This window comes from Aquimarina sp. AWH4_224, assembly GCF_056160245.1.
Genome location: NZ_JBSWWU010000001.1, coordinates 650,678 through 677,400, shown reverse-complemented (window position 1 = coordinate 677,400; position 26,723 = coordinate 650,678). Strand labels below are relative to the sequence as shown.

The 26,723-nt window shown below is 36.2% G+C and carries 16 protein-coding genes; 8 read left to right on the top strand and 8 right to left on the bottom strand.

Annotation, left to right across the window (positions count from 1 at the left end):
• The first annotated feature begins 68 nt into the window (after positions 1-68).
• A complete protein-coding gene (locus ACXAGJ_RS03270; RefSeq protein ID WP_474837078.1) occupies positions 69-1,172 on the top strand; it encodes an OmpA family protein in 1,104 nt (367 codons plus the stop codon).
• Positions 1,173-1,227: 55 nt separating this feature from the next.
• Here ACXAGJ_RS03270 and ACXAGJ_RS03265 read toward each other — a convergent pair whose 3' ends face one another.
• Together ACXAGJ_RS03265 and ACXAGJ_RS03260 are read right to left on the bottom strand one after the other, a co-directional pair.
• Entirely contained in the window at positions 1,228-1,680 is a 453-nt protein-coding gene (locus ACXAGJ_RS03265; protein ID WP_474837075.1) for a thioredoxin family protein, read from the bottom strand.
• Between the two features lie 49 nt (positions 1,681-1,729).
• A complete protein-coding gene (locus ACXAGJ_RS03260) occupies positions 1,730-2,041 on the bottom strand; it encodes a YbaB/EbfC family nucleoid-associated protein (protein WP_474837073.1) in 312 nt (103 codons plus the stop codon).
• A gap of 136 nt (positions 2,042-2,177) precedes the next feature.
• Between ACXAGJ_RS03260 and ACXAGJ_RS03255 the strand changes: the two genes are divergently transcribed.
• From ACXAGJ_RS03255 to capB, 3 genes are all read left to right on the top strand, one after another.
• The gene (locus tag ACXAGJ_RS03255; RefSeq protein WP_474837071.1) at positions 2,178-4,313 is read left to right on the top strand and encodes a S9 family peptidase; all 2,136 of its coding nucleotides are present in this window, start codon (positions 2,178-2,180) and stop codon (positions 4,311-4,313) included.
• A gap of 82 nt (positions 4,314-4,395) precedes the next feature.
• The gene (capA, locus tag ACXAGJ_RS03250) at positions 4,396-5,436 is read left to right on the top strand and encodes a cysteate synthase (RefSeq protein WP_474837069.1); all 1,041 of its coding nucleotides are present in this window, start codon (positions 4,396-4,398) and stop codon (positions 5,434-5,436) included.
• 273 nt (positions 5,437-5,709) lie between these two features.
• Positions 5,710-6,969 carry a cysteate-C-fatty acyltransferase gene (gene capB / locus ACXAGJ_RS03245; RefSeq protein ID WP_073314155.1) on the top strand — a complete coding sequence of 420 codons (1,260 nt, stop codon included), beginning with the start codon at positions 5,710-5,712 and terminating at the stop codon, positions 6,967-6,969.
• Positions 6,970-7,042: 73 nt separating this feature from the next.
• Here the strand turns inward: capB and ACXAGJ_RS03240 are convergent, their stop codons facing one another.
• Both ACXAGJ_RS03240 and ACXAGJ_RS03235 read right to left on the bottom strand, forming a co-directional pair.
• Positions 7,043-8,161: a GNAT family N-acetyltransferase gene (locus tag ACXAGJ_RS03240; RefSeq protein ID WP_474837066.1), complete on the bottom strand. Its 1,119-nt coding sequence runs from the start codon at positions 8,159-8,161 to the stop codon at positions 7,043-7,045.
• Between the two features lie 149 nt (positions 8,162-8,310).
• Positions 8,311-9,960, bottom strand: a complete 1,650-nt coding sequence (locus ACXAGJ_RS03235; protein WP_474837064.1) for a transporter — start codon at positions 9,958-9,960, stop codon at positions 8,311-8,313.
• 100 nt (positions 9,961-10,060) lie between these two features.
• Here ACXAGJ_RS03235 and ACXAGJ_RS03230 point away from each other — a divergent pair, with 100 nt between their 5' ends.
• The 4 genes from ACXAGJ_RS03230 to ACXAGJ_RS03215 are packed head-to-tail and all read left to right on the top strand — an operon-like array spanning position 10,061 to position 15,612.
• Positions 10,061-10,330: a DUF4834 family protein gene (locus ACXAGJ_RS03230; RefSeq protein ID WP_474837062.1), complete on the top strand. Its 270-nt coding sequence runs from the start codon at positions 10,061-10,063 to the stop codon at positions 10,328-10,330.
• A gap of 33 nt (positions 10,331-10,363) precedes the next feature.
• Positions 10,364-12,805, top strand: coding sequence for a YfhO family protein (locus ACXAGJ_RS03225; protein ID WP_474837060.1), 2,442 nt, complete (start codon positions 10,364-10,366; stop codon positions 12,803-12,805).
• An 8-nt stretch (positions 12,806-12,813) separates the two neighbouring features.
• Entirely contained in the window at positions 12,814-14,097 is a 1,284-nt protein-coding gene (locus tag ACXAGJ_RS03220) for a glycosyltransferase family 4 protein (protein ID WP_474837058.1), read from the top strand.
• 57 nt (positions 14,098-14,154) lie between these two features.
• Positions 14,155-15,612 carry an oligosaccharide flippase family protein gene (locus ACXAGJ_RS03215; protein ID WP_474837056.1) on the top strand — a complete coding sequence of 486 codons (1,458 nt, stop codon included), beginning with the start codon at positions 14,155-14,157 and terminating at the stop codon, positions 15,610-15,612.
• 63 nt (positions 15,613-15,675) lie between these two features.
• Here ACXAGJ_RS03215 and ACXAGJ_RS03210 read toward each other — a convergent pair whose 3' ends face one another.
• The 4 genes from ACXAGJ_RS03210 to ACXAGJ_RS03195 form a co-directional block, all read right to left on the bottom strand.
• Entirely contained in the window at positions 15,676-16,965 is a 1,290-nt protein-coding gene (locus tag ACXAGJ_RS03210) for a hypothetical protein (RefSeq protein WP_474837054.1), read from the bottom strand.
• A 757-nt stretch (positions 16,966-17,722) separates the two neighbouring features.
• On the bottom strand, positions 17,723-21,547 hold the full coding sequence (locus ACXAGJ_RS03205; protein ID WP_474837052.1) for a DUF6443 domain-containing protein: 3,825 nt from the start codon (positions 21,545-21,547) through the stop codon (positions 17,723-17,725).
• A 5-nt stretch (positions 21,548-21,552) separates the two neighbouring features.
• Positions 21,553-25,461 carry an RHS repeat domain-containing protein gene (locus ACXAGJ_RS03200; protein ID WP_474837050.1) on the bottom strand — a complete coding sequence of 1,303 codons (3,909 nt, stop codon included), beginning with the start codon at positions 25,459-25,461 and terminating at the stop codon, positions 21,553-21,555.
• Positions 25,445-26,722 (bottom strand): hypothetical protein, encoded by a 1,278-nt coding sequence (locus ACXAGJ_RS03195; protein WP_474837048.1) that lies wholly within the window; start codon positions 26,720-26,722, stop codon positions 25,445-25,447. The genes ACXAGJ_RS03200 and ACXAGJ_RS03195 overlap by 17 nt, the downstream gene beginning before the upstream one ends.
• Between the last annotated feature and the right edge of the window lies 1 nt (position 26,723).

The following is a 26,723-nucleotide window of genomic DNA, read 5'->3' as shown; positions in this document are numbered from 1 at the left end:
GATAAAGCTTCGCCCTGCTCTTAAGTTTGTTAAAGTTTTTAACTAAATAAATTTAAATTCCATCAACTATGAGAAAAATTATTTTAGGGGTATGCTTTATTTTTTCAGTGAGTTTAATACAAGCTCAACAAGATTTACCTCAAAACCCAGAACCGGGTAAGTGTTATGTACGCTGTACCACTCCAGATGTATATGAAAATCAAACAGTAAAAGTTCAAATAACACCGGAGTACAAAAAATTGAAAACATTTCCGGCTACTTACGAAACGGTAACAGAAAGAGTGGTAATTAAGGAAGCTTCCAAAAAACTTACAGTTGTTCCTGCAAAGTATGAAACAAGAACAGTAACCTTTATAAAGAAACAAGGAGCTAATACGTTGAGAATTATTCCTGCAAAATTAGGGAATGATTCTGAAACTGTCGAAATTAAACCTGCTTATGCTCAATGGGAACTAGGAGCTCCAGCGCCTGATTGCGCATCTAGTAACCCAGACGATTGTCGTTATTGGTGTTATAAAGGATATCCGGCAGAATATACTACAATTCCAACCAAAACATTAGCTTCAGATGCGAGTACTACGAGCTCTGCTATTGCAGAACAAAGTGGTACCTATACCAAAAGAGTTTTGGTAGAGCCGGCAAGAGTGGTAGAAGTAGAGATTCCTGCAGAATATGGAACGATCAAAAAGACGGTATTGGTTAAGGATGCTTATTCCGAAGAGGTAATTGTTCCTGCTACTTATGAAGAAGTAACCAAAGAAGTTTTAACTCAAAAAGGAGGGTTGACCACCTGGAGAGAAGTAGAGTGTTCTTTGGTGGAGTATTCTGCACTGCCAATTAATTGGAACCTGGGAAGTGCTACGTTAACCACTCAGGCAAAAAATATCATTGATACACGTTTAATGCCTGTTCTGGCTAATAACCCTGGTGCAAAAATGGAAATCGCATCACATACAGATGCTAGAGGTTCAAAGTCTAGCAATAGAGAGCTTTCTGAAAGAAGAGCACAGTCTGTAGTTACGTATTTAATTGGAAAAGGAGTAAACGCAAGTCGTTTGGTTGCTAACGGATATGGAGAAACAAGATTAAAAAACAGATGTGCAGATGGAGTTAGCTGTACAGAAAGAGAACATGCTGCGAATAGAAGAACCGAATTTAGATTGATTCAGTAAGTCTAAGGGGGCAGTATGCTAATAAAAAAAGCCTGGTATCTTTACCAGGCTTTTTCTAATTATATTTTTCTAATAGTTCAAAATGATATTTCGGATCTCGTAGCGAACTATATCCAGACAGCTGTTCAAGAACTTTCCCTTTGGTATTTAGAATACTAACTAATGGGAAAGTCTTTTTCTTGTTATACGCTTCCAAAAGTTTATAATTTTCTTCTTTTTGTTCTGTAGTTAATAGATTTCGGTTTCTTGGAATGTCAACATATAAAAAAACAAAGGATTTTTTATATGGGGTAAACTTATAGTCATCAAAGAAATCTTCTTGTAACATCATACATGGTCTACACCAGTCGCTTCCTCCAAAATATAAAACAATATTCTTATTTTCTTTTTTTGAAATTTCTTTAGCTTCTTCAAGGTTGTACACCCAAAATGTATCGCTTTTGCTGTTTTGCCCAAAAGATAGAAGTGTTACTAAAAAAAGACATATACACAAGCATTTTGATCCCATAACAATTTTATTTGCAATTGCTAAGTAACAAAAATTATTCCGTAAAAAATTAAAGCCCCGGGATATTTGGCATGCCTTCTCTGGCAGCAGCTCCAAGTTCACTCTCATTTACTTCTGTAGCCTTTTGGATTGCTTTATTTAAGGTAAGAATAAGATAATCTTCTAGTTGTTCTTTATCTTTTAATAACTCATCTGCTATGTTAATACTTTTCAACTCTCTGTTGGCAGTAAGTGTAACTTTAAGTAAGTTGTCTGAGCTACTTTCATCGACCATCACAGTATCCAAGCGCTTTTTGGTTTCTTCAATTTTTTTTTGAGCTTCTTTTAACTTGCCCATCATTCCCATCATATCTCCAAACATATCGTATATTTTTAAAAATTATAAAAACAAAATTAGTACTTTGGCGGTTAATAAACCAAGAGATAATGACCAAATGAATAATTATAGATTCTTGTCTTCTAATTTGTAATTATCTCCTCATAAATATTAGAAATAGATGAAAAGTCTGAGTGTTATCTGCTTACTTTCGATTATTTTTGCAACTTCATGTAAAAAAAATACAAATACCGTATTGGAAACAAAGACGCAATATCCAACAGCCGAAAAAATAGAAACACATCTTGAAAAGCACGGAGATGTGAGAATCGATAATTACTTTTGGTTAAATGAAAGAGAAAATCCAGAGGTTATTGATTATTTAGAGAGAGAGAATGACTATAATGATAAGATGACGGCTCATACAAAAGATTTTCAAAAAGATCTTTTTGCCGAAATGAAAGGCCGTATTAAGGAGGATGATGCATCTGTTCCTTACAAACTGAATGGGTATTGGTATATCACGAGATTTGAGAAAGGTAAGGATTATCCGATTTATGCTAGAAAGAAGGATTCGTTAGAAGCACCAGAGGAAATTCTATTTGACTGTAACAAAGAGGCAGAGGGGCATCCCTATTTCAAAATGAGCGGTCTTAATGTAAGCCCAGACAATAAATTAATCGCTTTTGGAGTAGATACGGTAAGCCGAAGAAAATACAATATTAGAATCAAAAACCTGGAAACAGGAGAAGTATACCCAGAGATTATAGAAACTACAACTGGTGGTAGCACTTGGGCAGCTGATAGTAAAACACTGTTTTATACTAAGAAGGATGATGAGACTCTAAGGTCTGATAAAATCTACCGACATATTTTGGGTACTCCGGTATCGGAAGACGCAGAAGTATTCCACGAAGAAGACGATACCTTTTACACTTTTGTGTACAAAACAAAATCAAAAAAATATTTAGTAATAGGTTCTAGTAGCACCTTAACATCAGAGTATCGAATTCTTAAGGCAGATGATCCTATGGGAGAATTTAAGGTGTTTCAGCCTAGAGTAAGAGGTTTGGAGTACGGAATAGCTCATTATGATGATCATTTTTATGTATTAACCAATGCAGATAATGCTAAGAACTTCAAATTAATGAAGGTCGAAGAAGGTGATACCGGAAAAGATAATTGGAAAGAGGTAATACCACATAGGGAAGATGTCTTGCTGGAGGATATTGAAATTTTTAAGGATTATTACGTAATTAGTGAACGTAATAATGGTTTGAATAAAATTAATATCAAACGTTGGGATGGAAACGTTGATTATTATCTCCCTTTTGACAATGAAACCTACACAGCTTATGTAAGCACAAATCCTGATTTTGACACTCAAATTTTAAGGTATTCTTATAACTCTTTAACCACTCCTAATTCTGTTATCGATTTTGATATGGAAACCAAGGAAAAAGATGTTAAGAAAGAACAAGAAGTGCTTGGAGGAAAATTTGATAAAAACAATTATGTTTCAGAACGAGTTTGGGCCACAGCATCAGATGGAACCAAGGTTCCTATTTCTATGGTGTATAGAAAAGGCATAAAGAAAGACGGTAGTAATCCTTTATTATTATATGCTTATGGTTCTTATGGTTCTACTGTAGATCCTTACTTTTCTACTGTGAGATTGAGTCTTCTGGATAGAGGGTTTATTTTTGCTATTGCTCATGTGCGAGGAGGAGAATATCTAGGTCGTAATTGGTACGAAAGCGGTAAGCTATTTGAGAAAAAAAATACCTTCACAGATTTTATAGATTGTTCCAAGTTTTTAATCAAAGACGGTTACACTTCAAAAGATCATTTGTATGCTATGGGAGGATCAGCTGGTGGATTACTAATGGGAGCAGTGGTAAATATGGCGCCACATCTTTATAATGGAGTAGTGGCAGCAGTGCCTTTTGTAGATGTGGTAACAACAATGCTCGACGAAAGTATTCCTCTTACTACAGGAGAATATGATGAATGGGGAAATCCTAATGAGAAAAAGTATTATCTCTATATGAAATCGTATTCACCATATGATAATGTTATTGCGCAAGAGTATCCAAACATGCTGGTAACAACAGGACTGCACGATTCTCAGGTACAGTATTGGGAACCTGCAAAATGGGTCGCAAAGCTTAGAGAGCTAAAGACTGATAATAATTTATTGTTATTGCATACCAATATGGAAGCTGGTCATGGCGGTGCTTCAGGTAGATTTGAGGCACTAAAGGAAGTAGCCGAAGAATATGCATTTTTATTAGATTTAGAAGGTATAAAAGATTAATTGAAAAATTTAATGTACCTTCGTACCGTTTTTATAACAGTACATGGAACCCCATTTCCATCAACCTGTTAAATACAACTATATGAGAGAAAAGATACAGGCTTACAATAATGTTTTAGAACTTATAGGTAAAACCCCTCTTGTAAAACTGAATAAAATCATGCAAGGTTATCCGGGTAATTTCTATGCCAAAATAGAATCGTTTAACCCTGGACACTCTACCAAAGATAGAATTGCATTATATATCATAGAAGAAGCAGAAAGAAAAGGTATACTTAAACCAGGAGATACTATCATTGAGACCACCAGTGGGAACACTGGGTTTAGTTTGGCAATGGTAAGTATTGTGAAAGGGTATGAGTGTATTCTGGCAGTAAGCTCTAAGTCTTCTAAAGATAAAATTGCAATGCTTAAAAACATGGGGGCTAAAGTATATGTATGCCCGGCTCATGTAAGTGCAGATGATCCAAGATCTTATTATCAGGTAGCCAAGAGATTACACGAAGAAATTAAAGGTTCAGTATATATCAATCAATATTTTAATGAGTCGAATATTGATGCACATTATAACTCTACAGGTCCGGAGATTTGGGAACAAACAAGCGGGCAGTTAACACATTTTGTAGCATGCTGTGGTACAGGGGGAACAATTTCTGGTACAGCACGATATTTAAAAGAACAAAACCAGGATATTCGTGTTTTGGGGATAGATGCTTATGGATCGGTGTTAAAGAAGTATCATGAAACCAAAGAATTCGATCAGAATGAGATTTATCCTTACCGTATTGAAGGACTAGGAAAAAACTTAATTCCCACGGCTACAGATTTTGAAGCCATAGATAAGTTTGAAAAAGTAAATGACGAAGATAGTGCGCATACTGCTAGGGAATTGGCCAGAACAGAAGGGATGTTTCTTGGATATACTAGTGGAGCAGCCATTCAGGGATTAAAACAATTAGCAGAACAAGGAGAATTTGATGAAGATAGCAATGTGATTGTTATTCTTCCAGATCATGGTTCAAGATATATGAGTAAAGTTTTTAGTGACGATTGGATGACTGAACAAGGCTTTTTTGATAGTAAGAATGAAGCTGATGCGATCAAGGTGCAATTCGTCAAATAGTAAAAGATAAAATAATAAAAATGGCATCTAATTATTATGTTGGATGCTTTTTTTGTGCGATTTACCCTAGTTGAATAAAAAGTTAGACAATACTTAATTTTTTATATTGTAGGAAAAATTAGGTTAAAATTCGCTGAAAAACAGTTATTTTAGACCATTAGATTGAGAGAAATTGAGAAAATAGCATATTGTGTAAGGGAATTGGAATATTATTATGTCATAAAATCAATTTTCCGTATTTTCGCAGACTTAAAAGAAACAAATTTTTGATAGATGAGAGATTTATTTGATAAGATTTATAAAGACAAAGGACCGTTAGGAAAATGGGCAGATCAGGCAGAAGGATATTTTGTTTTTCCAAAGTTGGAAGGTCCTATATCAAATAGAATGAAGTTTCAGGGAAGAGAGGTAATTACTTGGAGTATTAATGATTATTTGGGGCTTGCCAATAGAGAAGAAATACGTAAGGTAGATGCAGAGGCTGCCGCTATGTACGGTTCTGCTTATCCTATGGGGGCCAGAATGATGAGTGGTCATACTGATCTTCACGAACAACTACAAGAGGAACTAGCAGAATTTGTAGGTAAAGAAGCGGCATATTTATTGAATTTTGGATATCAAGGAATGGTATCCACCGTGGATGCTCTTGTGAACAAAGACGATATTATTGTTTACGATGTAGATGCTCATGCGTGTATTATTGATGGTGTTCGTTTGCACCAGGGTAAGAGATATACGTACCGTCATAACGATATTGAAAGTATTGAGAAAAACTTAATGCGTGCTACCAAAATGGCAGAAAAAACCGGAGGAGGTATCTTGTTGATTTCTGAAGGTGTTTTCGGTATGCGTGGCGAGCAAGGTAAATTAAGGGAAATTGTAGCCTTAAAAGAAAAGTATAATTTCAGACTTTTTGTAGATGATGCTCATGGTTTTGGAACACTGGGTGCGACTGGTGCAGGAACAGGTGAGGAGCAAGGGGTTCAGGATCAAATAGATGTGTACTTTGCAACTTTTGCAAAATCAATGGCAAGTACCGGTGCTTTTATCGCTGCGGATCAGGAAATCATTGATTACTTAAAATACAATTTAAGATCACAAATGTTTGCGAAATCACTACAAATGCAGTTAGTGATTGGTGCACTAAAACGTTTGGATATGCTTAGAACTATGCCTGAGCTTAAAGCAAAATTATGGGAGAATGTAAATGCACTTCAAAACGGATTAAGGTCTCGAGGTTTTGATCTTGGTACCACCCAAAGTTGTGTAACTCCGGTATACTTAAAAGGAAGCATTCCTGAGGCGATGGCTCTGGTTAAAGATTTAAGAGAGAATCATGGAATTTTCTGTTCTATAGTAGTGTATCCGGTGATACCTAAAGGATTAATTTTACTGAGATTGATCCCTACAGCTTCGCATACTATGGAAGATATCGAGGAAACCTTGAATGCGTTTTCTGCTATTAGAGAACAACTAGAAAATGGAACTTACAAAAGAGTATCTGCTGAGGTAGCTGCAGCTATGGGAGAATAGTAGATCCAAAAATATATACAAATAAAAAATCCACTTTTTATAAGTGGATTTTTTTATGAGGTTAATTTTATATTTATAATGCTTTTCTAAATGTTCTTCTCATTTTGTGTTGCTCGTGCTCATATCCATTCCATAGGGCCTGAACCGCTTTGTTTTCTTCTAGTTCGGGGTTGGTTTCTACGGTTTCTATTCCGTTACGAATAAAGGTTTCATTCATCTCCTTAAAAATCAAAGCAGTAACCCCTTTGTTTTGATATTCAGGATCAACTCCTATCAAATAAAATGCAGCAGTGTCATTTCTGCGTTGCGCTCTTAAGATATGCAAAAATCGTAAAGGATAAATTTTACCATTCATTTTCTTCAAGGCTTTAGAAAAAGAAGGCATAACAATAGCAAAAGCGATAAGTTTTCCTGTTTTGTCTGCAATGCAGGTAATGTAATCGGGATTCAAATAGGGGAGGTACTTTTTCTTATACATGTCTATTTGATACTGCTGTATAGGAACAAAAGTTTGCAGACTACTGTATGTTTTGTTCAGTAGGTCAAACATGTCATCAGCGTATGCTAGTATTTCTTTACTTTTCTTAAATTTTAAAAGTTTAAGCTGATAGCGTTTCTTAATTACCTCTGCAAATTTGACTACCTTTTCTTTGGTTTCTTTTGGAACTTTTATTTTGTATTCGACCCAGGTTGCAGCTTGTTCAAAACCTAACTCCGTCATATGATCAGCATAATAAGGATAATTATACCAAGTGATCATCGTATTTAATTCTTCATATCCTTTAATAAGAATTCCTGCCTTATCCATATTAGAAAAGCCGACAGGGCCTTCCATATATTCTAGGGAGTGTTGAGCTCCAAATTCCTTAACCTTATTTATTAAGGCTTTGGTTACTTCGATATCATCGATTACATCAAACCAACCAAAACGAACTTTAGGCTTTTTTTGTTCATTGACCTCAATCCAGTTGATGATAGCTGCAATTCTACCTACAATCTGCTCTCCTCTGAAAGCAAGAAAATATTTAGCATCTGCATTTTTGAAAACAGGGTTTTTATTAGGATTCATTACATCCAACTCCTCTTTAATGATAGAGGGAACGTAGTAGGGGGAATCTTTATATAATTCAAAAGGAAACTTAACAAAGGTTGTTAAATCTCCTTTTGAGGTAGCTTCTTTAATGGTAATCATAGATCATATGTCATCTCAAATTCTTCGCAAATATATAACCCTTTTATCAAATATCATGAATACATGATAAAGTTCGTATGGAGTATTTTTCGGTTTCTAGCTTTAGGCTAGACAAGCACGGAATATTCTCTCAGCATAGAAGAGCTATTTTACTCTTCGGGATCATCGTTATTTTCATCTTTTTTGTTCTTTTCTTCTTCTTTTTTACGCTTCTTTTCTTCTTTTTGTCTGCGTTTTTCCTCTTTTTTTCTTCGTTTCTCTTCTTCTTTTCGAGCTTTTTCCTGTTCCCGCTGATACTTTTCGTATTCGGCATCTACATCAATATCATCTTCTACTTCTTCTTTTTCAGGTTTCTTCGGTTTAACCTCTTCTTTTTGCTCTTTCTTTTCTTCTTCATCAAACTCTTTTTCCATCTTCTCCAATTCCTGGAGTTGTTTTTCTATATCGTCCAATTCATCATCGACACCTTGTTCCTGTTCCATTTTATCCAATTCTGCATCGATATCATCAATCATCTTTTGCTTTTCTTTTTCGGCCTTAATAGCTGCTTTTTCTGCTTCTCTGGCAGCTTTTGCTTCTCGTTTTAAACGACGGGCTTCTTCCTTTCTAAGCTTTTTACCTTCTTTTTTGGCAATTTTTTCGTTTTCGATACGCTCACGTTCCAAACGCTCTTCGGTTCGGCGCTCGTCCAGATCTTTTTCAATAGCTTCTCTAAAACTATCATCTTCAAAGTCATTAATAAACGGAGTTCTGTCGAGTTTCAAACTATCGTTTTCTGTGCCTTCGATTTCATCAAGATCTCCATCTAGACCTTCTTCATCTTCTCCTTCTTCATCTTCTTCAGATTCGTCTTCTTTTACTCCTTTCTCTAATCCCGGTTGTTCTATAATTTCATCCTTGTTATGCCAGTCAAATCGATAAGATGCTCCAAAACTACAAGTGAAAACAGAGGGGGTGTCTTTAAAATTAAAGGCAATATTTGCATCAAACTGCAAATCCTGATCAAATAGATAGGCACCACCAAGCCGCAGGAGGTTATCACTATAGAAGTCACTTTTCTGTCCTTGAAACTCTATAAAACCTGCCCATTTGTTATTAACCGTATGTGTTGCAGTAAGTATCCATCCAATGGTGGGACTTTCTGTAGTAATTTTGTCAACGATCAAATTTGTCACGAATGCCCAATCCCCTCCATAAGTGGTGGTCCAATTGTTTTGGGTAGCAACCACAAATCTAGGACTAATAGAAGCATCTCCCGGAAAAGTAAAGGGGTTATCTTTGGCCACAAAATTTGCTCCTGCATAAGCAGAAACTGCAGGGATCAAAGTTTTCCATTTAAAACGATATCGCTCTTTCCAGCTTTTTAAACTATCATAATTCGCGGGTACCGTATCTTTTTTACCCGGTTTTGGCTTATAGGGGTCGTAAATTAGGTATTTGGCCCCAATAGTATTGATTTCAAAATTACTTTGATTTATTTTCTGGCGGTTCGCACCAACCGTTTGGGTAATTCCATCTGATCGATATGTACCATTTAATCGTATCTCTAATTGTTCTATGAGTAACCCATACCGCGCCGAGTAATCAAATCTGAAAATGTTTGATTTTGTATCCAGAATTTCGTGTTTTTCTTTGCCAAAACCAAAACCTCCTTCCAATTGTAGTACGTTATTACCAACAGAAAAAGCACCCTGCGAGGTACCAGGACGATTGGAGTTAATTTTATCTGTATATTGGGCAGAAGCCGTTAGCCCATACAGCAAGAGGGTAAAGAATAACAGAATAGATCTAGGGCTCATATTCATTAGATTTGCTTCAAATATAGCAGATTTTATCATTTTTTTAGGATTGAAGGACTGTATTTGTATAGAGAGTTCCCTATTTTTGAAAAAAAATGATATGCAGCAAGCGTCATTAGTAGGAGTATTAAAGGTTATCCTCATTATTTTACTTATATATTATGGCCTAAAGGTATTAACGCGAATATTTGGTCCTCTATTGCTTAGATATGTAACAAAGAAAGCTGGAGAAAAATTTCAACAGCAATTTAACCAATATCAACACGCACAACAATCTGCAGACGGAGAGGTTACTATAGATAAAAAGCCCAAAGCAAAATCTTCAAACAAAGATGTTGGAGAATACATCGATTATGAGGAAATTGATTAATTTGGCGCTTCATTTAGTAAACAAACACAAATCATGTCTTTAGTAAAAAGATTCTTACCTCATATTTTTGTAATCCTTGGTTTTGTAGTTATTTCCTTATTGTATTTCAGCCCTGTAATGAGTGGTAAGGTTTTGTATCAAAATGATATTAAACTTTATGAGAGTATGGCCAAACAACAAAATGACCATAGAACCAAAACAGGCGAAGAAACCTATTGGACAAACTCTGCCTATGGGGGAATGCCAACCTATCAAATGGGAGCAAAGTTTCCTCATGATTACATGGATAAGTTGGATCGATTAATTCGTTTTTTACCAAGACCTGCCGATTACCTTTTTCTATACCTATTGAGTTTTTATGTGTTAATGCTGGTGATGCGAATCCCATGGAAACTCGCTATTGTTGGAGCTTTAGCCTTTGGCTTTTCGACATATCTAATTATTATCATAGGGGTAGGACATAATTCTAAAGCTCATGCTATTGCATATTTTCCCTTAGTGTTGGCCGGAATATTATTGGTATTTCAAAAACGATATTTATGGGGGGCTATACTCACTGCTTTGGCAATGGGATTAGAAATACAAGCGAATCATTATCAAATGACTTATTACCTCGGTTTGTTGGTAGGGGTCTTAGGAGTAGCGTATTTAATTGATGCTTTTAAAAAGAAAGAAGTACCGCATTTTTTTAAGTCTATTGGTGTTTTAGTACTGGCAGTGGCACTTGGTCTTGCTACCAATGCAACCACCTTATTGTCAACTTCAGAATATGCAAAAACAAGTATACGTGGGAAGAATTTGCTTGTAGATCCAACCGCAGCTAATGCTTCTCAGAAAGATGGGCTTGATTTTGAATATATTACAGAATATAGTTACGGAAAATTAGAATCCCTGAATTTATTTGTGCCAAAGCTTATGGGATTAGGTACTGCAGCGGATCTGGGATCTGATTCTGCATTTTATCAAAAGTTAATATCCCTTGGGCAACCCAGGGATCAAGCAAATTATTATGCTAGCGGTACTCGTTTGTATTGGGGAGATCAACCTTTTGTAGAAGCTCCTCCGTATCTTGGGGTAACTGTTGTTTTCTTGGCGCTGCTGGGTATTTTGATGGTTAAAGGAAGATTGAGATGGTGGTTGTTAGGAGGCATGATTTTATCACTAGCACTAAGTTGGGGTAAGAATTTGGAGTTTGTTACCCGCTTTTTTGTAGACTATGTTCCTTTGTATAATAAATTTAGAGCAGTATCCAGTATACAAGTGATCTTAGAATTACTGATTCCTATTGCTGCTGTATTTGGATTGCATAGATGGTTTAATGATAAGGTTTCCTTAGAAGAAAAACAGAAAAAATTCTTAATCTCCCTTGGGTTTTTAGGAGGTTTGTGTTTGATCTTCTGGTTGTTTGGAGGGAGTTTATTTAGTTTCAAATCGGTTTCAGAAACCCGTTTTGCCATAGAGCAACCCGATATCTTTGATGCTATTGTAGAGGATCGAATCAGTTTATTGAAAAGTGATAGCTTACGCTCATTAATCTTTATACTATTAACTGCGGGAGTACTTTGGCTGTTGTTGAAAAAGAAATTTTCAGAAAATATAGCTTTAGTAGGAATCGCTGTGTTGATCCTTGTTGATTTGGTATCCGTAGATCGAAGAAGCCTAAACGAAGATAATTTTATATCGAAGAGAGAATACAAATCCTTTTTTCAGGCTACAGATGTGGATCAACAGATTCTGAAAGATGATTCCTATTATCGTGTGTTAGATCAGGCAAGAGGATTTAACAATTCGCATACCAATTACTTTTTTAATACCATTAACGGATATTCTGCGGTAAGACCCAGAAAAATGGATGACATCTACTACGGGCAATTGGCAAAAGGTAATTTGGAGATCTTAAACATGCTGAATGTTAAGTATATCATACAAAATGGTGAAAAAGGTTTGGACGCTCAGCAAAACCCTTCAATCAACGGACCTGCCTGGTTTGTCGAAGAGTTAAAGTTTGTTGATGGATATAAGGCAGAGTTCGAAGCATTGGGATCAACTGATACCAAAAAAGTGGCCGTGATCAGAAATGATTTTAAGTCAGATTTTGAAGGATTTACTCCGGTAAAAGATAGTGTATCTACCGTTTCTATTTCCAAAACCGAGCCCGATCATCTGGCGTATAATATGTATGCAGCAAAACCTGGTTTTATGGTATTTTCTGAGGCATATTACGAAAAAGGTTGGAATGCCTATATCGATGATGAGTTGCAACCTATTTACCCAGTGGATTATATGTTAAGAGGACTTAAAGTTCCTGCTGGAAAGCACAAAATCGAATTCAAATTCGAACCACAGGTGGTGCAAACCGGAAGTACAATTACATTAACGAGTACGATTATTTTTATACTGTTGATTCTTGGAGGTTTGTTTTATCAATATAAGAAAAGTGGTAGTTTATTATCTTTAAGCACAGAAGATAAGTAATCCTGATTTTGAAAGTTCTGATCATAACATATTATTGGCCACCAGCCGGAGGACCCGGAGTACAACGCTGGCTGAAGTTTGTCAAATATTTTGGAGAGTTTGGGATCGAACCTATAGTGTATACGCCAAGTAATCCTACCTATCCTTTACTAGACGAAACATTGATTTCAGAAATACCAGAGGATATTACTGTATTGAGATGTCCGATTTTTGAACCCTATCGTTTTGCACAACTATTTTCAAAAAAAGACACAAAAACGATTAGTCGAGGAATCATTGCAGGAACAAATAAACAAAGCTTCGTGCAGCAATTATTGCTGTATGTACGTGGAAACTTCTTTATCCCCGATGCCCGTAAATATTGGGTGCGTCCTTCTGTAAGTTATCTTAGTGGTTATCTGGAAGAACATGATATAGACACGATTATTACTACCGGGCCACCGCATAGTGTGCATTTGATAGGGAAGACGCTTAAAGAACGATTGAATGTGCGTTGGATAGCAGATTTTAGAGATCCATGGACAACCATTGGATATCATGATAAATTGAAGCTTACAAAGAAATCCATTCAGAAGCATAAAGTGCTTGAAAAAGAAGTACTAACAACAGCAGATCAAATTACGGTAACTAGTTTTACCACTAGAGATGAATTTTCTGGCATCACCCAAAAACCAATTGCTGTAGTAACCAATGGTTACGATGAAGAAAAAGTGGAAGAGGGATCATTGGATACTAAATTTACTATTGCTCATATAGGATCACTATTGTCAGGTAGAAATCCATTACTTTTATGGAAAGCATTGAAGGAGTTATCCGAGGAAGATCAAGAATTTGCTAAGCAATTTGAGTTACGTTTGATAGGTGCGGTGAGTGATGACGTTCTTTCTACAATTAAAGACGCTGGATTAACCCCATTCATACATGTAATGGGATATGTTTCGCATACCGAGGCGGTTCGTTTACAACGACAATCGCAAGTATTATTGCTTATTGAAATTGATAGTGAGGCTACAAGGTGTATCATACCTGGTAAATTGTTTGAGTATATGATTTCAAAGCGACCTATAGTGGCTATCGGCCCAAAGGGAGCAGATATTGCAAAGATCATTAATGACACTCAAGCAGGGCATTTTTTTGAGTATGACGAGTATACCGATATCAAGTCTACAATTGCTTCCTATTTTAAAGCATATCAGAATGGAACTTTAGTGGCTCAGCCCGAAGATCTCGAAAAATATAGTAGAAAAGCGTTAACCCAGGAGATGGCAAAACTGATCAAAAGAAAAAAATAAGCAATAACTAGTCAATAGCTGATTGCTAAACCCTAAATTTAAGTACGATACAAATACATGGGAGTAGTAGTAAATCAATCCATAAAAAATGTAATCATTACCTGTCTTGGTTTTGGTATCGGTGCGGTAAATACGTTGTTTTTGTTTACCAATTTTATGGAAGACACTTACTATGGTTTGGTTTCCTATCTCATTTCAGTATCCAATTTGATATGGCCGTTAATGGCTTTTGGTACGCACAACACTTTGGTCAAGTTTTTTTCCTCCTATAGCAATCAAAAAGAACAAGATCGTTTTTTGAGCATTATGTTGGTAATGCCACTGGCGATTGCTGTAGTGCTAGGAGGGATAGGAGTACTGTTTTATGATTTGTTATTAGGATACTTCTCTGAAGGAAATGCCATTGTACAACCCTATATCTGGACGATTTTTGCCTTAGCCTATGCTTTGGCGTATTTCGAAGTCTTTTTTGCATGGTCCAAAGTCAAATTGAAAAGTGTTTTTGGAAATGGGATGAAAGAACTCTTTTTGCGAATTTGTATTTGTTTGTTGTTGGTATTGGTGTATTACGAAATACTTTCTGTACAACAATTTATATATGCGCTGGTAGCGGTATATATCCTTAGAACAGGAATCATGATGGTTTATGCATTCCAATTGCATCCTATAAAATTTACAATATCCTTACCTGCGAATTACAAAAGTGTTTTTAAATACTCATTTTTGATTTTGATTGCAGGATCGGTAGCTACTTTATTGATCGATCTTGACAAAACGATGATTGAGCGATACTTGCCAATCGAGAATGTTGCCAAATATGGGATTTGTGCTTATATCGCTAGTGTCATTATCATCCCATCCAGGGCGATGCATCAAATTACGTATCCATTAACCGCAAAACTGATTAATGAGAAAGCAATGGATCGACTACAAGTTTTATATAAAAAGAGTTCACTAAATCTTTTGATCGCAAGTGGATTACTTTTGGTATTGATCATCTGCAATGTACATGAACTTTTTGAGATGATACCCGATCAGTACGAGCTGTTCATATGGATAGTGATCCTGATAGGAAGTGTGAAGTTGTTTGATAACCTTTTAGGAAACAATAATTCGATATTGTACAACTCTGATTACTATAGATTGGTATTGTACATTGGGGTAGGCATGGCTATACTTTCTTTTGGTTTTAATCTGTGGTTGATTCCAATTTACAAAGTTACCGGAGCTGCCATGGCTACGTTTTCGGCCGTATTTTGCTACAATGTAGCAAAGCTATGGGTGGTATATCAAAAATTTGGAATGCATCCATTTTCCAAAAATACGCTCACGGCATTAGTGCTGATTTTGGTATTTGTATTTGTATTTTATTTCTGGAATTTTTCGTTTCACCCGGTTTTGAATATTGTACTCAAAAGTATATTGATAGGAGTAGGGTATGGGCTAGTGGTTTTGGGATTAAAAATATCACCAGATATTAACGACTTGATAAAGAAAATCCCTCGAGGTGCCTAGGCATTCATCTCAGAGGGATTTTCCAACTAACCAACCAAAAAAATAAAATTCATTTATGTTTTTCTAGCTTCTACTTCTAGCGGATCTTGATCTTGGTGCTGAGTTTCCTCTTGATCTGCTATTCGTATTGCTTCTACTTGTTTTTGTGTTTGATCTCGACGTTGTCGCTCTACTCTTATATTGACTGTTTTGAGATCTTTTTGTTACATTACCAGAGCGATTTCTTGAATAACTCTTTGGTTTCTGCGTTTGTGTCGTTCTCGTAGATCTGTTGTATTTTGGTTTATTACTATATGATCTACCTGCTACAGCTTTTCTAGTTCTATCCGCAGTTTGAACTCTGTTTCTAGAAGGTGTGCTGTTGCCAGATCTTGCTCTAGTTGCATTTTGTGTATTTCTAGTCACAGTACGTGATCTAGTTACATTTCTTGAACCATTATCATACGATCTGCTTCTGGTTACACTTCTAGAGTTATTGTCATAAGATCTACTTCTTGTCACATTTCTAGAGTTGTTGTCATAAGATCTACTTCTAGTTATATTTCTGTTTCCATTATTTACTGCTCTAGATCTACTTCTATTCGTATAGTTACGATCGTTTCTCTTATACATTGCCGTTCTGCTATCTCTAGATCTGTATCCTACATTTCTTGCATTAGATACTCTATATCCTCGATTATAGCTTCTTACTCTACTATTTGGTCTGTAATAGTTACGACTTCTGTATGGTCTGCTATAGTATCCGTTATAATAGTTGTTTCTATATACGGTGTATGAATACCTGTATGGAGAATAAAATCTTCTATAAGGACGATCCCAAACGATACATCTGTTTACTACAGGCACGGTAAAGTACGCGTGGAAAGGTCTGTATACATAGTGTCTGTTAAAACGGTTGATAAAACCAGTACAGTTTAAGAAGTTACCATAGCTATTGTAGTGTACATATAATCCACCTACTCTTGCTACACGACCCCAACGGTTATAGTTGATAAAGATATCACCAGCCTGTACAATTCTACCATAGTGATCATAAAAGATCGGAATATCTTCAATCTGTACCACAGCTCCATAATCATCATACTGTACAAATGGGTCATAATTATATCCAGCATTAAAACTTATGTTTACTCCAAGGGCATTTACGCCAACGTTTACTCCGCCTCTTCGACCATTAAGGAAAAAGTCGAATTGCCCATCTGCATATACAGAGAACTCAACACCACCTTCGGTAAAGATGAACGATTTCCCGTAGTTATAGTAACGTGCGGATGCATTAGTATTCGTTTCTGATGCGCTAGCAGTAAATGTGGCTAGCAAAAGACCTGTAAAAAGTAAAACAAATTTTTTCATAATGTTTGATTTTAAACGAGTATCAATGATTTGTGTTTTGATGCTCACTTTTATAGTATCAAGCAGCGTGCCAAAAACTTAAATCGCTTAAAATTAACATGTTAACTTTTTTTTGGATTTTGTGTTGAATAAAAAAAGATCCCTTGGATTATACATCCGAGGGATCTTGGTATTTTGATATTTGTTTTCTCACATGTATCGAAGTCCGAGTTGCAAACTCGAACTAGCGCAACATATACTATAGCCCGGCGGGGATTTTGAAAAATTTCTTATAATGCTATATGCATCGGGTTTATCTACAAAAACATAAGCCATAGATTTGTCTATGGCCTATATTTGTTAAGAATGATTTAGATTAAAACCACTTTATATTATTACGTACGGAATATATCATACTGACAGAAGAAATCACTGTAAAAATTATATACGCCCAACTTAAATACCAAAAAGTTTGGTTTTTAGTATCTATAAATTTTGCTATTATCCTTTCATAAAGCCCTTGTCTCTTGAAAAACCAGTAATTAAAAGCTATAAATATAGTTGGTACTATAAAACCTTCTAATTGGAAATACTCATATTTAATTCCTTTAAAATGATACAAGATTAAATCTCTAAGAAAGGAGTAATTAAACATTTGCAATACTGATATTACAAAGATACTTGATAAATAAGGAGATTTAACATCTTCCCATTTTTTTGTGGTATTATAATAAGAATATAAGAAATAGAAAAAATAATAATACATAGATAACAATAATTAATAATCTGCATTTCCGTGGACAGCCTGATAATACCAACTACTTTCAACAATAGACTTACCTATACCTGTGCCTAATGACCACCCTGATATATATAAATTTTTACTAGCTAAAGCAGAGCCATCTACACCGCCTATATAGGAGGCTCCAAAACCTGTTAAAGTTCCGTTCTTATACTGTCCTGCAGTATTATAAAGGCTATATGCACCAAATGCTTTTCCTGCATTACCTGCATATTTACTCCACCTTTTAGCGATATTACCTATATGTTTATCTCTACCTCCTGTAGTACCATTACCTCCCCAAGACCAATCATAAAACTTTTTCGTCTTTACTGAAAACCACCAACTCCCAGGATTATATAATAGGTTTTGAGCATATTTAGAAGCAAAAAAACCAAGTTTGACCCCAGGAAAAGAACCATCGTTTAGAGCCCAGTCTCTTTCTCTAAAATAACTATAAGAATATATTTGAGGTATCCACCAATCTCTATGGTAATTTATAGAAGCTTCATTACGCCAATCACTTCCATACTTATCATGTTGATCAGATATATGGGCTGTCTGCCTATCGCTAAATCCTGACGAGTTACCATTACTATCTGCAGCTATAGTCTCACTATCAAGAAGTAAGCTTCCATCACTTAATCGACCTCCTGAACCTCTTGCTTCTTCACCAATAAATTGATCTATTTGAGCCATTGATGCACCTTCACCATTATTAGCTTCCTCAAAACCAAGCATATTAATAAAACGTTCAATATCTTTTGTGTCATCTGTATACCAATTCCCATCTTTCATTTCCCATAAACCAGATGGATCACTAAACAAGACAGGATTGTTAAATCCAAAACGATATGGTGTCCAATTTTGTGCTAATTCTGCTGCTGGATCAATGATATTAAATCTACCTATTGCAGGATTGTATTGTCTAAATGTCATTTCAGAAACATTTACCCCTAACTCTTCTGCGAATTCTTGTCCATTATATCCATAAGGATGCTCCCTGCCAGTAGTGGTATTATTATACCCCTTATGTTCAAGTCCAAAAGGGTAATAGTTTTTCTCTTCTTTGATCTCTGATTGTGTCAATTGTCCATCGTTGTTCTGGTCACTATAGGATAGTCTGATATTACCCAAATGATCTTTGTATTGATAAATATAGGCAAAACTTCCATCATTTAGTGGTTCTATATATCCTTCTGTATGATTGAAGAATTCTAAATTGAATACTTCTGTATTGTTAGGTCCTGGGGGTAAGGCCTGGCTATAGCTACTTTTGTAGATATAGTTGCCTGCATAGTTGGTTGTGATAAGACTTGGATACTGATTTACCGTTTTACTTAACTTCACTCCTGTAGCATCATATACATAACTAATCGTGTTGGTTGGCCCATTTCTACTGCCAAAAGTAATTTGGGTGGGTAAGTTCAAATGATTATAGGTAATGCCGGTAATCCCTTTGTTTTGATCTAGAGTCATGTTTCCATTGATATCATACTCAAAATCATCGTTGGTATTGGTGCCATCTTTAAAACCTTCGTTCTTATAACTAGAAGTTACTGCTTCTCTTACGTCGGTTAATTTATTATTAGAATAGGAATAATAGAGCTCATCGATTTTTTGAGTAGCAGCTCCGGTTGGATTACCGTTTCTTGTGATTCGACCAATATTTCCATTCTTGTCATAAGCGATTCCCCAGATACTAAACGAATCCCCAGTCATAAGGGTATTACCTTTATTGCTGTTTGCTCTGGTAATTCTATTTAAGGCATCAAACTCATAAGCATACGATCTTTTGGTATTATCATTTGCTGTTCTCCAAATGGTTTGCGCAATGTTACCATTATATAGTTTGTCTACATTGTGCAATCCTTCTATCTGATTGTAATTGATCTTGAAACTAAAAAGTTTATTAACCAAAGTATTGACATCATTAATTCCTGTTAACCAACCTCTAATATTATAATTATAATCCACAGCCTGCAGACCACCACCAACATCTTTGTTTTCTAGTTGTCCCAGCTCATCATAGGTATTGCTTACGATTTGTTCTTCTGCCTGGTTGTTGATGGTTTGGTTTTGTGTAAGCAGCCTTCCCATATGGTCGTAGCTAAACGTGTCAACCGTTACTATAGCAGCATTACTATCTTTGGTGTGTGTGGTTTTAGTTTCCAACATCTTACCGGCAAAATCCAATTTGGTCTCTACGATATCTACCGTATTGAGGTAGGTATTGGTACTATGTACATAGATTGGCCTCCCTTTCGCATCATAATAGGTTACTGTTGTAATCCAATCATTGGTTCCTAATACCCGTACTTTGGTACCAGTAGCTAATCCTTCTACATCGGTATGTACTGTTTGCCCCATAACGGTACCAGGATTAGATACGTTATGATCAAAGGTGTAATTGTCATAATAGTTGATGGTATAGATCAACTTGGTGTCTGGATATGCATTATCCGAATAGTAAATGGTTGTACCAGCAATACTCGAAGCCGAGTTTTGTTTGGTTTCATATTGTACCAGGTTACTGTTGTTAAACGCATTTTGTTGCAATCCAGCTCTAGTGGTCACAAAGGAATGCTCATGTAATCCGGTATACGCCACTCTTCCAAAGGCGTCATATTTGGTGAAGAGCCATTCTTTTTTAGGACGTTGTATCCCATCCTGAGTCATTACGGGTTGATCCAGTTTGTTATAGATCACATACTCCCGATCCTTGCCCGGAATCTTTTTTTCTACCATTCTATTACGGTAGTCATAGATGTATTGGTAACACAGTTCGGAAAGCTCAGTAGCCGATACGCCATCGGTGGCACTTAGTGTTACCTTTGGTGGAATTACATAGGTCAGATTTCCAAAATCATCATATACATAATAGGTGTCATGAGCAACGTTGTTGTTATAGGTTCTTTTTAGAATCACACGGCCCAATTTGTCCTTGTATTCTTTGACGATATGATCGTTGGGATGTTGTTGGTTGGGTTGCCAGTTTTCATCTTTGGTAGTGTTTACCAAAAGTTCATTAGCGCCATAGTATCCATCTTTAACCAGAATCGGTACCTCGGTATTATCCATATGGAAATTCACCCAAAAGTAGAATACCTCATTTGCGGTGTTGGTTTGCCAGTCGAATTTAATAGTATGATCAGCGTCACTATTAGGATTGGCTTTCCAGTCTTTTCCTGGTGCTCCTTGTTCTAAGACACGACTTAAAGGAGAATCCTCAAAGATGCTTTCAGAGTAAGCATTTACGTTGGCTGTAGATACTCCTGTGAAATCTTCAGGATACTTGTTTTTATAAAAGCTATTGATATTAGTATTGATATCTACAGCGGTATAATTCCCAACATTCCCTATGACCTCAAAAGGCAAATACTGTTTAGCTTGTCTTCCATATTGATCATACCCAATATGATTTACTAGGTCACCTTTATCTGGAGTGGCTTTGATCCCTATTTGTTGTTTGGGTCTTCCTAATCCATCAAAATAGGTGATGCTTTCAATTACATCGCTATTATTGCTAATACCAGCACTCGATGACATGGCTCTTTGATACGCTCTTGTAAACACATAATTTTCATTAGTATCAAAAGCGACATCGCTATAAGCATCTGCAGATACTATAGCTGAAAAAGTACTTCCTGACTTGATCCAGCTATTGGGTTTTAAGGTAATACTTTGTGTAGCAGTCAGGGTTTCGCTCCCTGTAATGGTGTAGTTTCCATCTTTTACAATGTTGGTTTGTGTTTGCCCTTGAAGTGTAACAACTACAAAAAGCAATGCAACCAGAATATATTTAGAAATATGTTGTATCATTTTTATTAGTTTTTGTAGTTATACTTATTTTCTGAAACCAGATTGCCTTGCTGATCTTTGATAAACTCTAATCGATTGAATGCATCATAATGATAAGTCATGGTATACCCTTTAGGATCAGTCATTGATGTAATCCCAATTAGAGGTTCATAAGTGTATGTGGTAATGAGTGCATTTGCCAAACCATTTCTCAAAGTATTTTCTTGAGAGGTACTCAGTCCGGATGCGCCTGTATGGAAATTGGCCCCAAAACCTGATAAGGCTTCAATCTGTGCTCTCGTAGCATTTTCGATCTTGGCTACGGGATATTGTTTATCATACCCCCAGATATAAGTGGTTCTTATACCATCGGTTAGTTTTTTCTGCAATACATTACCATAGTTATCGTATAGTTCAAAAACGGTTCTTTCATCTACTGGGTGTGCTGCTTTACCTACTGCAATTTTGTGCACCAATGTGGTACCTCCAGTATTCCCATTGTTGGCATACTCATATACCATGGTGCCAAGCTTTCGATTGTTTTTATAGCTTTCACTTTGGATGACCGTAGCTACTCGATTTTCCTGACGCAGTAAATTCATGTTTGCATTATTATAGACCTCGGTATCGTATGGGTAAAAGAGCTTGGTAATTTGTTCTTTTTGTTGATCTAGAATCGACTTTTGCTCTTTTACATGATGAGTATCTTCATTGTAGGTATTGATCTGTTGTGTAACTAACTCCTTACCATCAAATATTTTGTAGTTTGTTGAGTTTAATAGTCTTGAAACTTGCCCGTGATGGATAGGGAATAGGTAAGGAAAATAAGTATGATGGTTTGCGCCCCATGGACCTTCTTCCCAAGTGTCGTATAGTTGAGATGATACACTCCCCTGGCTAGAACCTAATATTCTAAGTCCAACACTTAGAAAACTAGCAAAATGTTGATTGGGTACATTACCGCTAAGGTACTGATAGGTATTTTCTGTTTTCTCGATTAGTGTTTCATCCTTGGAAAAAATACGCTCCTCCAACACATTACCATTGGCATGAGCAAAGCTAAGTCGTAATGGTAATCCTAACAAAACAGTGTTTGAGATTTCGGCATATCCCTTACTTGAGGAAATCTTTGAAGTTCCCCTGCAATTGTTTCCAAAATCCAGACCACTGCAGGTCCATTTAATTCTTGTTCCTAAGATACTGATATATGGATCGCCATTACCAATTCTACTATCATAAGAATAAGGAAGATTAAAACTATCTGTAAAATATTCATTTTTTTGATTGTGATATTTACGTTCAATCCATCCCAAGGTATTTCCTGCTTCGTCAACATTATACTCTCTTACCAAAGAGTATCCGATATGTGATCCTTGAGCACTGGTATTGCCTCCGACCATATTGGTTTCGGTGAGATTAAAATCACTATATTCCCTTGGGTTATACGAGTGGAATCCCGAAGCCTTTGAATGGAAAATCAAATCATCCATTAATACTCCTGAAGAAGCAAGACCATCTAATTCGTTTGGACGGTTATAGTCATATGCCGTTGCTTTCAGGAAGCTGTTATCTGAATCTTTATGGATGATTTTTTTAACTCTAAGTCCACCAATTTCAAAAGCTTCAATAAAATCAGATACATCTTGATCTGAAAGGCTTTCATACGTATTCAAAATCATACTGGTGCTTTGGTATTCTACAGCGGGAATAGGGGGGTAGTCATTATAGTTTCCTCCTGATGGTATGGAAGCTGATCTTCTGGCGACTTTGTATTTTCCAGGAGATAAGTTAAGAACTTTAGAAACATTATTTACCGCAGAAGAGTTTCCATAACTATTTGGTGCGTTTGCATAGGTAAATACCACTCTCTCTTGACCAGTATCTACATTTTCTACTACCAAAATAGGTTGATTAGCATAATAGCTTAAACCATCCCATCCTGTATGAGTTTTCATGTAACCTTCTATATTGATTACTGAAGGAAAATCAACATCAAAAACTGCTCCTATTGATACGTCGATTTGAATAGCATCTCCTTGAATAACTGGAGCTTCTTTTTCAAAATAATTGTACCTAGAGTCTTTGGCATACTTTAGATATTGATAAGTGAGTTTGAATTTGGATTCATCTCGCATATCTGTCCATCTTAACCTATTTTGATTTGGGGCAGGAAAATAATCGGTTACAGTAAAAGGAGCAGGAGCTTCCATTACGACTTCATGAGGTTCGTACTCGAAAATAGTTTTTCCTTTGGTAGGAAATATGACTTCGGTTAATGCCCCTCGTTTTCCAAATGCAAAATTACTTTTGCGTATAGCTCCATTATATTTTATAAAGGATTGTCCAATCTCCACTTTGTTCCCTGGCATGTTTACTCTTGAGGTGATGAAACGACCAATACGTGGAATTTTGGTGTCATTCGTAAATACTCCATTATCATATCCCCAGAAATCAACACCATTACTATCTTTTGGAGCAAGACTGTTTTCTTGTAGATAGTTGAATTCATGTGTGCGATCATTAACAGTGATACCATCCAGTTTTAGACGCAGGTATCTTTCTTTTACAGCATCGGTGCTTCTATTACTGTTAAAATAACTGTGATGAAACTGCGCATCGATAACTTTTTTTCCATTGGAGTTTACTACTTCAATACTGTTCAACTTTTTAGGTAGGAGAGAGGTGCTTGTTCCACAAGAATTGGATGCACCATGACAAGAACGTATTTGACTTTGTGAAGTATACAATACATAACTTCCAAAGGAGTTGTTGGAAAGTGTATTGATGGTACTACCCGTACTAAGATCTTGTCTAGCTCCTAAAGCAAAATTCACCTCTCCAAAGTCTCCTTGTATAGAAGTTAAATAGTTGTTTTCAATAACTGTAGTGGTAACACTATGGATTTTCTTATAGATGGAAGTTTCATACTGTTCTTGAGGCCAGTTTAATCTACCTTCTTTGTCTCGACCATCACCAATTATAGAATAATTTGGAAAAGTAAAATGTAATCCTTTTTGATATTCAAAATTTAGCTCTCTTCCTCTGGGAGAAACCACCCGATCCAAAGACCAATTGGTGATCAGTGCAGTATCAATTCTATTGGTTAATGCAAAAATATTACTAATGGCACTTTGATAAGAGCTGGAATTGTTTGGGTTACTGCCTTGAATGGTATTGAATGTCGTATTAATTTCTTTGGTATTGAAATAGTACGTAAATCCATGTTCGTCTAATAGGGTAAATGTCTTAGCTGTAAGATTGAAAGTGATTCTTACATTCTTATTGTTAAAAACTATAGCATTAATAAACTCATGAGATCCTTTTTTATTCAACATGAATTTATAGTTCTGCCCAAATAGATTAACAGTAAAAATATCCGGTTGTGTATCGAGATAACGGGATGCGCGACCCTCGTTAGTTTGTAAACCAAAACTATGATGCGCATTAAGAATTTCATTATGATCTAAAAATGGTCTTGCCGTTCCGTTGGGCCATTCCAAATCTAAATCATTAAAAATATATCCGCTCTTTGGAGCACCGGTATAGTCTCCAGCAATCTTTTCGCTAAAGTCATCTTGTCCGTATACTCTGCGGTGAATACCGAATGAAGTAGAAAGACTCCAGTTGAGTCCAACCCAACTTGCTTCTGAAGCTACTTTTACACCTCCTGTATCATAATTAATTTGAATGGGGATTTGCAACCCTTCCCATGCTATAGTGTAAATAGGCACATTAACATTGGCAGTTCCATTATAAGGGCTAGCCGCGTAGTTGCCATACTCTCCCAGGTTCCCTGTTTCAGGACTAGATGGGATGTGTTCGTTTACATAAAATGGATCATAGTCCTTAACCTCTTGGGATCGCACAATAAAAGCGATCAAAAATAGCCCCAAGAGGAGTATTGTTTTTTTGGTGAGATTATTTTTCTTGTCCATGAGCATCATTGGTATTTATATTTTCTAATAGTGTTTCGATTTTAGCTAGTCTTTGTGCTAACTTTTGGTTTTGATCTTCAACCATTTTTAATCGATCTATTTCTTTTTGCTGGGAAATGGTATAAAGGGTGAGTTCTTCAATTTTTTCCAGAAGTTTAGCATTCATTTCTCCCAGTTGAATCCCATTTTTTACTACTTCTGCTTCAGAAGGAATATTGATAAGGTGTCCTTTGGTTTTGATATGATCTTCTACCTGTTGAAGTGATGGTAATTGGTAATCTGCTTTAAATACATAATCCGCCCAACCTACGAGATCTACTTTTACCTCTTTGGTATGAATGTTTCCATTTACCGCCAATTTAGCATCAGGGGTATTGGTACCTATACCAACAAGCCCTCCGGTTTTAATCACCATCCAGTCTTTGGATACGCCATCCGTTGGGGTATGTCCTTTAAACACAAAACCACCATCTGTATTTCCATTGGTAGCATTGGTATCTTGCATTTCGAAAATGATTCCATCAAGGTATTGTCCAAAGTAGTTACTGTCCCCATAAACTCTAAACCCTTCTCCGGCATTCATAAACATATCTCCGTTTACATGTAGCTTAGATTTTGGAGCGTTAGTTCCGACTCCTATATTTCCGTTGGTGTCATCTATGCGCAGGCGTTCTGTACCTTTGGTTTTGAGGATAAGATCATTATCGTATGAAGAGAAAGCATTACTTGTAGTATACACATCTTTATTAAAAATGATTTTAGGACGATCTGTATAGATATGAGCCCAAGAAGTATTTCGTGGCCCAACTTCTATATACCCGTGAGCAGATTTAATTCGTAAAGCACCTCCGGAGATATTACCTCGTATGGCACCATTAACATGAAGTTTTTCTGCTGGGGCTCCCGTTCCTATCCCAATATTTCCATCTCTTCTAATGGTGAATACCCCAAAATTATTTGCATTGGTTACCCCATCATGGATAAATAGTTCCATTCGACCACCGTTATTAGGGTTATGAAAAGCATATACATCTTTTTTATACCCATCTACTAGTGCCATCCAGTTTCCCCAGTTTGTTTGAATGTTAAGCGGTGAACCTCCGACCACTTGAGTGTCAGAAGGCCCTATAGAGAATTTACCCGATGTTCTAAAGCTTTTGTTTTCATAAGCTCTATTTGTGGTAGTTTGAACGTATTCCTGTGCTTGCATCCCGAAACTCAATAGTGCCCCAAAAAATGCGAGAGTGAGTGTTTTTTTCATT